Here is a 12,351-nt window from a genome sequence, read left to right on the forward strand (position 1 = left end):
TACGCATATAAAGAAATCTTTATATCATTCGAGCCCTCAAGGAAGAGTTCATGACCCGCACCATCGTCGCATCCGCCACCCGCGAAATCATCATCGGCTTCGACCAGCCGTTCTGCGTCATCGGCGAGCGCATCAATCCGACCGGCCGCAAGAAGCTGGCCGCCGAGATGATCGAAGGCAATTTCGATACCGTTATCAAGGATGCGCTCGAGCAGGTCGCCGCCGGCGCCACCATGCTTGACGTAAATGCGGGCGTCACCTCGGTAAATCCGAACGAGACCGAGCCGGGCCTGCTCGTCAAGACCATGGAAATCGTCCAGGGCCTCGTGGATGTACCGCTGTCCATCGACAGTTCGGTAACCGCTGCCATCGAGGCAGCGCTGAAGGTCGCCAAGGGCCGTCCGCTGGTCAATTCGGTCACCGGCGAAGAAGAAAAGCTCGAAGCTATCCTGCCGCTCTGCAAGAAGTACGATGTTCCGGTAGTGGCGATCTCCAACGACGAAACAGGCATTTCCATGGATCCGGACGTGCGCTTTGCCGTCGCCAAGAAGATCGTGGAACGCGCCATGGACTACGGTATCAAGCCGCATGACATTGTCGTCGATCCGCTGGTCATGCCGATCGGCGCACTCGGCGATGCCGGCCGTCAGGTTTTCGCGCTGCTACACCGCCTGCGCAACGAGCTCAAGGTCAACACCACCTGCGGCCTTTCCAACATCTCCTTCGGCCTGCCGCACCGCCACGGTATCAATGCCGGCTTCATCCCGATGGTCATCGGCGCCGGCATGACCTCGGCGATCATGAACCCCTGCCGCCCGCAGGAAATGGAAGCCGTGCGCGCCGCCAACGTGCTCAACGGTACCGACCCCAACTGCACCAACTGGATCACGACCTACCGCGACCACAAGCCTGCCGAGGGCGCGATTGCTGCTCCGGCTGCAGCATCCGGCGCACCGGCCGGCGGCCGCCGCGGCGGACGTGCGGCTCGGACGGGCAACGGCGCAGCTTCGGCTTGAAGCAATTTCGCTCATATGTGAGCGCCTGAATTGAGATCACCCTGCTGAAATGCTGCAGGGTGATCTTTGCATGTCGGGATCTGGATACTATTTCGGATGCATAAGGTGCAGTCTGATAAGGGTCTGATCGTAGAGAGAGAATTGAAATGCGTTACGACGACACGTCGGGAAATGAGTCCGCAATGGCCGAAGGCGTAAGCAAGGATCCGCTCGTACTCTTCATGCCCTCGGGCAAGCGCGGTCGCTTCCCTATCGGCACGCCGGTGCTCGAAGCGGCCCGCAAGCTGGGTGTCTATGTCGAAAGCGTCTGTGGCGGCCGGGCCACTTGCGGCCGCTGCCAGGTCGAAGTGCAGGAAGGCAACTTCGCCAAGCACAAGATCGTCTCCTCCAACGACCATATTTCTGCTCGTGGCCCCAAGGAAGAGCGCTATGACCGCGTTCGCGGCCTGCCGGAAGGACGCCGCCTCTCCTGTTCGGCCGAGATTCTCGGGGACCTCGTCATCGACGTCCCGCAGGATACCGTCGTCAACGCCCAGGTCGTCCGCAAGGCCGCGACAGACCGGGTCATCGAGCGCAACGCCGCCGTCCAGCTTTGCTATGTCGAAGTAGAAGAACCCGATATGCACAAGCCGCTCGGCGATCTCGACCGGCTGAAGGCCGTGCTGGAAAAGGACTGGGGCTGGAAGGACCTGCTGATCGCCCCACATCTCATTCCGCAGGTGCAGTCGATCCTGCGCAAGGGCAACTGGGGCGTCACCGCCGCAATCCATCGCGACATGGATTCTTCGCGTCCGTTCATCGTCGGGCTGTGGCCGGACCTGAAGAACGAGGCCTACGGGATTGCCTGCGACATCGGTTCGACCACCATTGCCATGCATCTGGTGTCGCTGCTGTCGGGCCGCATCGTCGGCTCGTCCGGCACCTCCAACCCGCAGATTCGCTTCGGCGAAGATCTGATGAGCCGTGTCTCCTACGTGATGATGAATCCGGACGGCCGCGAAGCCATGACCAAGGCCGTGCGCGAAGCGCTCAACGGCCTGATCGGCAAGGTCTGCGAAGAAGGCGGTGTGCATCGCGAGGACATCCTCGACATGGTGTTCGTTGCCAACCCCATCATGCACCACCTGTTCCTCGGCATCGACCCGACAGAACTCGGTCAGGCGCCGTTTGCGCTCGCCGTCTCCGGCGCGTTGCAATATTGGGCCCACGAGATCGATATCGACGTCAACCGCGGCACACGCGTCTACATGCTGCCCTGCATCGCCGGACATGTCGGCGCCGATGCAGCGGGTGCAACGCTGTCCGAAGGGCCTTATCGCCAGGACAAGATGATGTTGCTGGTCGATGTCGGCACCAATGCCGAGATCATCCTCGGCAACCGCGAACGGGTGGTGGCAGCATCGTCCCCGACCGGACCTGCTTTCGAGGGTGCAGAGATTTCCTCCGGCCAGCGTGCCGCACCAGGCGCGATCGAACGCATCCGCATCGATCCCGTGACGCTGGAGCCCAAGTTCCGGGTGATTGGCGTCGACTTGTGGTCAGACGAGGAAGGCTTCGAGGAGGCGGCGGCATCTGTCGGCGTGACCGGCATCTGCGGTTCGGCGATCATCGAGGTCGTTGCCGAGATGTACCTCTCCGGCATCATTTCCGAAGACGGCGTCGTTGACGGCTCGCTGGCGGAACGCAGTCACCGCATCATTCCGAACGGCCGCACCTTCTCCTATCTGCTGCGCGGCGATGGCGAACAGCGCATCACCGTGACCCAGAACGACGTTCGTGCCATTCAGCTCGCCAAGGCCGCGCTCTATGCCGGCATCAAGCTCCTGATGGAGAAGCAGGGCGTCGAGAAGGTCGATGCGATCCGTTTTGCCGGCGCTTTCGGTTCGTTCATCGATCCGAAATATGCGATGGTGCTGGGCCTGATCCCGGATTGCGATCTCAGCGAAGTCAAGGCCGTTGGCAATGCCGCCGGTACCGGCGCGCTGATGGCCCTGCTCAATCGCGGCCACCGCCGCGAAATCGAGCAGATGGTCAAGAAGATCGAGAAGATCGAGACCGCGCTCGAAGGCAACTTCCAGCAGTTGTTCATCGACGCCATGGCTTTGCCCAACAAGGTCGACCCCTTCCCCGAGCTCGCCAAGATCGTTGCACTGCCGGAGCGCAAGGTGATCACCGCTGGCGGCGAGGATGGCGGTGGTCGTCGCAGACGCCGCGAGCGTGGCTGATACAAACCAGCTCCGCAAATCGATGACTGCGGAGCTGAAAACAAACCGAAACGGTAAGGCGCGTGCCGAGCGTTACGCAGCCACTGCGGTCAGTTGCTTGAAGCTTCTGTCGCCAAGCGCCGCGCGGATGTAGTCGGCCACTGCCAGCGCAGGCTGAGACGCGCCCTGCCTTACTGCAAGACCGATATCGTAGCTTCCGAGATCGGGCAGCCCGTCCCTGTCGTCCAACTCGACCATATCGTCACGCACGAGGAACCGCGCCAGTGGCGCAATCGCGATGTCTGCGCGAATTGCCGCCGTCTGTCCCATGTGGCTTCCACAATAATAGGCGATGCGGAACTCGATCTGCGATTTCGTCAATTCCTCAAGGGCGCGCGTCCTCCAACTGCATCCACTGTCCCAGACCGATATCGGCAACGGCGTCTTGAGATGCGCCTGACCGTGCCTCTTTCCGACCCATACCAGTTGCTCGGTCATCACCTTCTCGGCGGGATCGGCCCGGACGGCATTGAGGAAGTTGTAGAGCGTCAGATCGAGGCGTCCATCCTCGACGGCGCGGTGCAGATTGACGGAGGATTCTATCGTCACATCTATGGCCAGATTCGGCCAGGTCTCCGACAGGTGCCTGAGAATCCCAGGCAACATCAGCTCTCCGATGTCGTCTGGCGCACCCAGCCGCACGATGCCGTTCATTTCAGGCACGACAAACCGCGAGACCGCCTCATTGTTGAGCGCAACCATACGCTTGGCGTAACTCAGCAGGAGTTCCCCGTGGTGCGTCAGGCAAACGGAGCGGGCATCGCGTCGGAACAGACTGACGCGAAGCATGTCCTCGAGTTTCTTGATTTGCATGGACACCGCCGACGGTGTCCGGAAAACGACCTCCGCGGCCGTCGTGAAATTGCCGGTTTCGGCGATCGCGATAAACGTCTTCATGATGTCCAGTTCGAGAACCGGCAGTGCTGAGGGAACGGTGTTGGCCATGACAAGTGCCTTCAATTTTATTGAAAGATAGCTTCATTCCAATTCGTTTGATTGAACATCAGGTCGCGCGCATAGTCAAGTCGTCAAGCAGATCGGACCCTATGATGAAGGGATAGGACAATGACAAACTTTCTAACGAATACCTCCGTCGCGATCCTGCACCATGTCGAAGGCAGAATGAGATCAGCACGCGCTGCTCGGCGAAGAGCTTTGCTCGCCCGTGAATTGTCGCGCCTGCCATCCTATGTCGCAAAAGACATTGGCGCCGGCCCCAACTACGATCGTTTCGTCAATTATATTGATGATTGAGATAAAACATATTCGTTTGTCTAATAAGTCAAGCGAATAGATACTACATGAATGCAACCGCCTCCCAAGCACGCATCCAAAAGGAACACGACCATGTCAATACTTGCTTACGACCCCCACTACGGCCACAGCGCCCGCGGCAACGAACATCCGGGCTTCATTGCTTCGCTGCGCAAGCGCTGGAGCGATTACCGCATGATGCGCGAAATTGAATCCGTACCCTTCGACGTCATGAAGGATGTCGGCTTCCGCGCGCCGGATTCCACGAATGAAAAGTAACCATAGACGACGGACGTTCCGGAATTTTTCGCTTTCCCTGCCCTAAATTCCGGAACGACGTCAGCCATATTTTCTCCGACACTCCAGCTAAGCTATTATTCCTGCTCCTATATTAGATTTCCCCTCAGAGCTCAATTTTCCGACATTGCTTCAGCTCTTGCATCACGTCGCAAAAAGGCCAGAATCCGTCGCCATGACGCAATTCTTTTGTGGCGCATTCAGACCAATTTGTACATGCGCGACATAGGCGATTTTGCTTGGAGCGACATGTAAGGTGTTAATATGCGGCCTGAGAATTACCCCGTGTCCAAAAAGCCCCAAGTGAAGCGTACGATCGTCTTCTTCCTTGTCCCGAACTTCACCATGCTGCCGTTTTCGGCCGCAATCGAGACCTTGCGCATTGCCAACCGCATGCTGGGATACGAAGCCTATCAGTGGCGGATAGCCTCGGCGGACGGCCAGAAAGTCTATTCGTCTTCCGGTATTGGTCTTGAGGCCAAGACGTCGCTCATGGACGAACGCAAGAACCTGACTGGCGAATTGCGACCCAACATGGTGCTGATCTGTTCCGGCATCTATGTGGAGGAATTCCGCAACAAGTCGGTCAACGCTTACCTCCGCGAAGTCTATAATCGCGGCATCGCCGTCGGCAGCCTCTGTACCGGAGCCCATGTTCTCGCACAGGCGGGACTGTTGAATGGCAAGCGCTGCGCCATCCATTGGGAGAACCTGCCGGGCTTCTCCGAAGCATTCCCGCAAGCCGATGTGCATGCCGACCTCTTCGAGATCGACGGCAACATTTACACCTGTGCAGGCGGCACGGCGTCGCTCGACATGGTGCTCTACTTTATCCGCCAGGATTTCGGCGAAAACCTCGTCAATCGCGTCTGCGAGCAGCACCTCACCGATCGCGTCCGCTCGGCCAACGATCGCCAGCGGCTACCGCTGCGCGCGCGGCTGGGCGTCCAGAATTCCAAGGTGCTGTCGATCATCGAGATCATGGAGAACAACCTGGCTGAACCCTTGTCGCTGGTCGACATCGCCGACAAGGCGGGGCTTTCGCGTCGCCAGATCGAGCGCCTGTTCCGCCAGGAAATGGGTCGTTCCCCTGCCCGCTATTATCTGGAAATCCGGCTCGATCGGGCACGGCACCTGCTGGTCCAGTCCTCCATGCCTGTCGTGGAAGTGGCTGTCGCCTGCGGTTTCGTCTCGGCGTCGCACTTTTCGAAGTGCTACCGCGAACTCTATGGTCGTTCCCCTCAGCAGGAGCGCGCGGACCGCAAGCAACTGGCGACCATGCCCAGCGTCAACGGCGCGGTGATGTAAGCACCGATGGCGTCCGCTCAGGACGCCATTATCCGCGACACCTGGTAATCGGAAAAAACCCGGTTTCGGCCGGAGTGCTTGGCCATGTAGAGATATTGGTCAGCCGCGTTGAGGTAATTGTCGAACGTTTCGGACGCGCTGATATTCGCAAGCCCCATGGATATCGTCACGGAGAGGTCTTCCTCGTCGACGACGACACGCACACGCGAGATCTCCTTGCGAACCAGTTCGCAATAATCGTAGGCACCCTCTATGTCGAGGCCCGTAAACAGGATGCCGAACTCCTCGCCGCCGAGGCGCGCGACCAGGTGCTGGCTTTCTCCGACTAGCGAGATCAGTTTCTTCGACACCGCCTTCAGCACGAGATCGCCGATCTCGTGACCATAGGTGTCGTTGAGCCGCTTGAAGTGATCGATATCCAGAAGCGCCATTGATACCGGCTGGGATTGGCGCAAGCTCATCTCCACCAGCTTCGGCCCAAGATCGAAAAAGTAGCGACGATTGAACAGGTCTGTCAAAAAATCGCGCGATGCCATCCGCTGCAGAACCCTGATCCGCCGATGGATGCCAAGCACGTGGCTGAGGCGCCCTGCCAGATCTTCGGCACTGACCGGAAGATGAATGAACTCATCCCCTCCACCGCCGAGGAACCGGGCGACATCGTCGTGCCCCGTCACTTCGGAATAACCGACGATGCGGATCGCGTCCTCGCCATAGCGCGAGCGTAGCGTCTGCACGAGTGCAAAATTGCGCTTTGCGGCGAGATCGGCGCGCACCAGAACGAGTTCGATGTTCCGGGCCTTGTCGAGCACTGCCAGCGCTTCCGCATCGTTCGATGCAACGACAGGGGAAAATCCGCAGCGGCGCAAGCTGTCGGGCATTGTCGTCTTGCCGACGCTGTCAATGACCAGGATTTCAGCCATGCTGGCCGTCAGGCAGCGGTCCACCGCCGCTGCGAGCCGGTCGATGGAATGTTCCGAACTCTTTGCGACATAGTCGACCGCCTTCTTGGCGATGATCTGCTCGCGCATCTGATCGCTGCTGATCCCTGAAAATACGATCAGCGGCAGGTTTTGAGACAGGATGAAATCTACTGCCTCGCCGTTGGGTGCATCCGTTTGGAAAAGATCGACAATCGCAAGCCCATAGGCATCTGGCGACTGGTTGAGTTCATGCCGAAGACCGGAAAACGTGGCGCAATGCGTTACCTTCAGTCCGAAGAGAGCCTCGAGCCGCTCGCGAATGGCGATCGAATAGAAGCGTGTGTCCTCAACCAGCAGAATCTGCCGCCCTTCGTGCTTCCGAGGCATGGACGGTCTTCCGAACGCGTTGCGAAAAGCCACGTTGTACGCTTCCTTTTGAACAAGAAACCCCGAACTCAGACGTCGTTCAGACAGCATGCGCCCAAGCGCACTCGGAACCGGAGTATCCCCGTTTTCGAGTGGCGCACAGCAGCTTTTCGTCGTGTTCAGAGGTTATTCCGGCCAAGCTTTCAAATTCGTTAAGGCAGCAGCAAATGTGATTTACTTCGAGACAACAAACAAAACTTCGCTGGAAAACCCAAATAACTTTCAGCGAATCTATCTATTGAAGCGTATAACCGAAATATAAACTTCGGCGTTCACCCGGCTTTTTTCTGTCGCCCCAGCAAGACTCTCATTTGGGACAGAGTGTCCAGATTCTGATTGACGCGACAGTAGAACTCTTCATCGATAAATGGCCGCATCATGAAATCGTTACCGCCGGCCTTCAGGAATCGTGCCGAGAGCAGACGGTCCGTCGACGATGACACCCCGATGATCCGCAACTGGTGCGAACCGATATGCGCTCGAATTCGGCGCGTCAGTTCGAAGCCATCGATGTCAGGCATGTTGTAGTCGGTGATCATCAACGAAATGTCGCGGTTCGCCTTGAGGATCTCGAAAGCCTTGTGGCCGTTCTCCGCCGCGCTGACCTTGAAGTTGTAACGCTTCAGTCGAGTCGTCAGCAGGGCGCGCGCGGTCTGACTGTCGTCGACGATCAACACATGGTGATTGTGGTTGGTCAGGAACCGACAAACTGCTTCCACCAGCATATCGACGGCAAAAACGCTGTCCTTGATGATGTAATCGACAATCTGGTTCGACAGCAGCTTGTCGCGGGTCGTATCCTGCAATGTACCTGTGAACACGATGGTCGGAATTCCGACATCGACAAGGTAGTCCAGGGCTTCGCCCTGCTCCGCACCCGGCAGATTGATGTTGGAAATCGCAAGCCGGATCGGCTCGTCGGACTTTTCGTTGGCCTTCTGCAATTCCTCGAAATCACGGCAGATCTCGACGTCGATTTCGAGAAGCTCCTTGATCCGCTGACTGATCATCGATGTGAAGACGTTGGAATCCTCAGCAACGATAATGCGGTTGCCCTTCAACGACACCCCGGAATAGTGCATTCCGGAAACTCCCAAGAAATCCATGATTTGCTTTCATAAAACGGATTTTGCTAAAGCCGGACGCTATGCGACAGGCTTTGAGAATTGGTTAAGGGCAGACAGCGAAAAAAAGCAGATAAGGCAATGAAAAACGGCCCCTTTTGGGGGCCGCGGGTTTTTCTTCTGGTCGTGCGCCGCTCGCTGCTCGGATGCGGCGTGCTTCGCCATTCAACGAATGGCGAAAAAGCCGACTTATGACTTGGGCTTGAGGTTCTCCGGGTCGTAGATCGGCTTGTAGCCAACGCCGACCACCTCGACCGGATAGGTCTCGGCAAAGTACTCGACGTTGAGCTTGCGGCCGACCTGGCAATGCGACCAGGGCAGATATGCAAGAGCGATGTTCTTTCCGACCGTCGGGCCGAAGGCGATCGAAGTCGTGTACGAACGGCGACCAAGTTCGTCGATCAGCACCTCGCCGGATTCAGGGTCCATGACCGGCAGCGAGCCGACCGGATAGCGCTTGACACCGTTCTTGTCGGTGTTCTCGGTCATGATCAGCGTGCAAAGCATTGCTGGCTGGTGTTCGCGAGCCTTGTATTCCAGATGCTTGGCCTTGCCGCGGAAATCGGACTCCTTGACCTTCGGACGGGCGAGATCCGCTTCGATCAGGTTGTACTGGGTGAGAAGGTCTGCGTTCTGCAAGCGCAGGCTCTTTTCCATGCGGCGCGAGTTTGCATAAGTCTCGACGCCGAAGGCCATGACACCGGTGGCACGCAGCGCATCCCAGACGGCAAGGCCGTCTTCGTACTTCATATGCAGCTCCCAGCCCTGCTCGCCGACATAGGAAATACGGAAAGCGGTCACTGGCTTGCCTGATATCTCGATCTGCTTGATCGCGGCAAAGGCGAAATTCTCCGGATCGAGGCCAGTCGGATCGGCAACGACTGTCTTCAGCGTTGCACGGGCATTCGGGCCCCAGATACCGATGGTGATGAACTTTTCGGTCACATCGGTAATGGTGACATCAAGGCCACGATCTTCCGCCACGCGCTTCATGTAATGGAAGTCGCGCGGGCCGGCATCGGCACCGTTGATCAGGCGGCAGCGGTCGGCCATGCGAATGACGGTGAAGTCGGCGCGCACCATCCCCTCGTCGTCGAGGAAGTGGGTGTAGATGCCCTTGCCGATATTGCCGTCACCGCCGATCTTGGCGGCGCAGAGCCATTCGAGCAGTTCGACATGGTCAGGTCCTTCGATATCCACCATATGGAAATGCGAAAGATTGACGATGCCGCAATCCTCGCTCATGGCGAGATGCTCGGCATTCGAAACGCGCCAGAAATGGCGGTTGTCCCACTCGTTTTCACGTACCGGAACGCGGTCGCCATACTTTTCCAGCAGGTGCTCGTTGGCCTTGTAGCCATGGGCGCGCTCCCAGCCGCCGAGCTCCATGAAATATCCGCCGAGTTCCTTTTCGCGCTCATGGAAGGGCGAGCGTTTGACGCCGCGACCCGAAGCGTAGGGCTCGCGGGTGTGCACGGCCGGGAAGTAAATCTTCTGGGCAGCCTCGTAGCAGCGGCCTTCGATGAACTTCTCTTCCAGCTGATGCGGGTAGAAACGGGCGTAATCGATCGAATTGTGGTCGATCTCGGTGCGGCCGTCGGTCATCCAGTCGGCGATCAGCTTGCCATAGCCCGGACCGTCCTTGACCCAGATGGCGACGCAATACCAGAGGCCGCGTACCTTCTGGCTTTCGCCGCAGGATGGGCCGCCGGCGGCGGAAACCTGCAGGAGACCGTTGAAGGAGTGACCTTCATTGTAGCCGATTTCGCCGAGGATCGGCGTCAGTTCGATGGCCTTCTCGAGCGGCTCGAGGATCTGTTCCATGTCGAGGTCGCGCTGCGAGGGTGAAAGTCGCGCTTCCTGCTTTTCGAGGATATCGCGCGGATGGCAGAGGCGCGGATTGGTGGTTTCATAATACCCCCATTCGAGCTGGCCGCCTTCGGTGGTCTTGGGATCGCCCGTATCGCGCATATAAGCGGAGTTGCCCTGGTCGCGCAGCAGCGGGAAGCCGATCTCCTTGCCCGTGCCTTCGAACTCGTTGTAGGGGCCGAAAAAGGTCAGCGGATGATCGACCGGCATGATGGGCAGGTCTTCGCCAACCATTTCGGCGATCAGGCGACCCCAGATACCGGCGCAGACGATGACGTGGTCCGCCATGATCGTGCCGCGATGGGTGACGACACCCTTGATGCGGCCATTCTCGACGATCAGCGACTTGGCCGGCGTATTGCCGAACATTGTCAGCTTACCGGACTTCTCGGCGGCATCGACAAGCTTGCCTGCAACAGTCTGCGAGCGCGGGATGACGAGGCCGGCATCCGGGTCAAACATTCCGCCCATGACCTGATCTTCCTCGATCAGCGGGAACTTCGCCTTGATTTCGGCCGGGCTGACATAGTGGGCGCGGGTGCCGAAGGCCTTGGCCGAGCTCAGTTTGCGTTTGATCTCTTCCATCCAGGCATCGTCGCCGGTGCGGGCCACTTCAAGGCCGCCGATGCGGGCGTAGTGTCCCATCTTCTCATAGAAATCGATGGAATATTGTGTCGTCCAGACCGAGAGGTAGTCGTGACTGGTCGTGTAGCAGAAGTCTGACGCATGCGCCGTCGAGCCGATATCGGTCGGGATGCCCGATTTGTCGATGCCGACGATATCGTCCCATCCCCTCTCGATCAGGTGATGGGCGATTGACGCGCCCACAATTCCACCCAACCCGATGATGACAACCTTCGCCTTTTGTGGAAACTCTGCCATTGCATGCAACCCTGATTGATGTTGAACGGATTTTTCGGCCGGCGGTGACGTTGACGTTGGCCGCATTCCCTAAAATCGAATGTACCGGACTATGATGAAGTCGCAAGCAGGCTTGCCGCTCGTTTGCGACATGGGCATTGACTGCGACGACTTGCCTGAAAAAAACGGAATCCTGCCGCAATTTCGATATCGGTCCACAGGCCCTAGGCGGGCACCAGCATGACGAGCTTGTGATCCGGCCTGTCCGAAGGCCGGAAGGTGTGCTGCTCGAACGACAGAACGCCCCACTCCGGATGCGAGAATGTGCGCAAGCCGCCCTCCCGCTCCAGCACACCATGTTCCTTCCAGGTTTTGGCGAAAAACGGGCTTCCGCGATGCAATGCTTCGAGCAAGACGTTCATCTCCGGGTCGTGCAGGCTATGGCTGAAGTCGGCACGAAACTCGGCCAGCACGCGCCGGGCCCTATCCTCCCAACCCGGGATCAGGTTCTTGCCGCGCGGGTCGAGAAAGATGAAGCGGAGCAGATTGCGCTGGCAGCCTTCACTCAGCCAACCATAGAACAGTTGCTCTGCCGCGTCATTCCAGCAGCAGGCATTCCAGAAGCGGTCTAGCCCGTAGGCGGGATGAGGCAGCGCATCGACGATTGCGGTCAAAGACCGGGGTGCCTCTGCGACCGATGCCGGAAGCTCGACATCGGGGTCGCGGCGGCCGGCAAGCTCGAACAGATAGGCGCGTTCTGCCCGTGTCAGATGCAAAGCAACCGACAGGCGGGCGAGCGCATGGGGTGACGCCTGCACTTCCCGCCCCTGCTCGATCCAGGCGCACCACGTCGCGCTGATGCCGGCGCTTGCGGCAAGCTCCTCGCGCCGCAGGCCCGGCGTTCGCCTGCGTCCGGCAGGCTGCTCAGGCGCAAGGCGTTCGCGATGCGCCCTCACGAACTCCCCCAGCAGTCTTCTTTGATCGTCATCCAGCATGGAAGACGATATAA

The 12,351-nt window shown here is 58.7% G+C and carries 9 protein-coding genes; 4 read left to right on the forward strand and 5 right to left on the reverse strand.

All coding sequences use genetic code 11. From position 1 onward, the window contains the following. The first annotated feature begins 50 nt into the window (after nucleotides 1-50). Both JJB09_RS14215 and JJB09_RS14220 read left to right on the forward strand, forming a co-directional pair. Complete coding sequence (locus tag JJB09_RS14215; RefSeq protein WP_201659229.1) at nucleotides 51-1,016, forward strand: methyltetrahydrofolate cobalamin methyltransferase; 966 nt, start codon at nucleotides 51-53, stop codon at nucleotides 1,014-1,016. 182 nt (nucleotides 1,017-1,198) lie between these two features. Continuing rightward, a complete protein-coding gene (locus JJB09_RS14220) occupies nucleotides 1,199-3,241 on the forward strand; it encodes an ASKHA domain-containing protein (protein ID WP_425523731.1) in 2,043 nt (680 codons plus the stop codon). 72 nt (nucleotides 3,242-3,313) lie between these two features. On the opposite strand, the gene JJB09_RS14225 is transcribed toward JJB09_RS14220, so the two are convergent. Beyond that, nucleotides 3,314-4,225 (reverse strand): LysR family transcriptional regulator, encoded by a 912-nt coding sequence (locus JJB09_RS14225; RefSeq protein ID WP_201659233.1) that lies wholly within the window; start codon nucleotides 4,223-4,225, stop codon nucleotides 3,314-3,316. Between the two features lie 402 nt (nucleotides 4,226-4,627). On the opposite strand from JJB09_RS14225, the gene JJB09_RS14230 reads away from it, so the two are divergent. After that, the gene (locus tag JJB09_RS14230) at nucleotides 4,628-4,813 is read left to right on the forward strand and encodes a hypothetical protein (RefSeq protein WP_201659235.1); all 186 of its coding nucleotides are present in this window, start codon (nucleotides 4,628-4,630) and stop codon (nucleotides 4,811-4,813) included. 363 nt (nucleotides 4,814-5,176) lie between these two features. Next, nucleotides 5,177-6,139: a GlxA family transcriptional regulator gene (locus tag JJB09_RS14235; RefSeq protein WP_425523732.1), complete on the forward strand. Its 963-nt coding sequence runs from the start codon at nucleotides 5,177-5,179 to the stop codon at nucleotides 6,137-6,139. A gap of 17 nt (nucleotides 6,140-6,156) precedes the next feature. Here the strand turns inward: JJB09_RS14235 and JJB09_RS14240 are convergent, their stop codons facing one another. From JJB09_RS14240 to JJB09_RS14255, 4 genes are all read right to left on the reverse strand, one after another. Continuing rightward, the gene (locus tag JJB09_RS14240) at nucleotides 6,157-7,449 is read right to left on the reverse strand and encodes a GGDEF domain-containing response regulator (protein WP_201659239.1); all 1,293 of its coding nucleotides are present in this window, start codon (nucleotides 7,447-7,449) and stop codon (nucleotides 6,157-6,159) included. A gap of 311 nt (nucleotides 7,450-7,760) precedes the next feature. Then, nucleotides 7,761-8,594: a response regulator gene (locus tag JJB09_RS14245; protein ID WP_201659242.1), complete on the reverse strand. Its 834-nt coding sequence runs from the start codon at nucleotides 8,592-8,594 to the stop codon at nucleotides 7,761-7,763. A 207-nt stretch (nucleotides 8,595-8,801) separates the two neighbouring features. Beyond that, nucleotides 8,802-11,363, reverse strand: a complete 2,562-nt coding sequence (locus JJB09_RS14250; protein ID WP_201659245.1) for a GcvT family protein — start codon at nucleotides 11,361-11,363, stop codon at nucleotides 8,802-8,804. 203 nt (nucleotides 11,364-11,566) lie between these two features. Then, nucleotides 11,567-12,298 carry a helix-turn-helix transcriptional regulator gene (locus JJB09_RS14255; protein WP_343229029.1) on the reverse strand — a complete coding sequence of 244 codons (732 nt, stop codon included), beginning with the start codon at nucleotides 12,296-12,298 and terminating at the stop codon, nucleotides 11,567-11,569. Between the last annotated feature and the right edge of the window lie 53 nt (nucleotides 12,299-12,351).

It is taken from the genome of Phytoamicus setariae (assembly GCF_016722925.1).
Taxonomy (GTDB): Bacteria; Pseudomonadota; Alphaproteobacteria; order Rhizobiales; family Rhizobiaceae; genus Rhizobium_E; species Rhizobium_E setariae.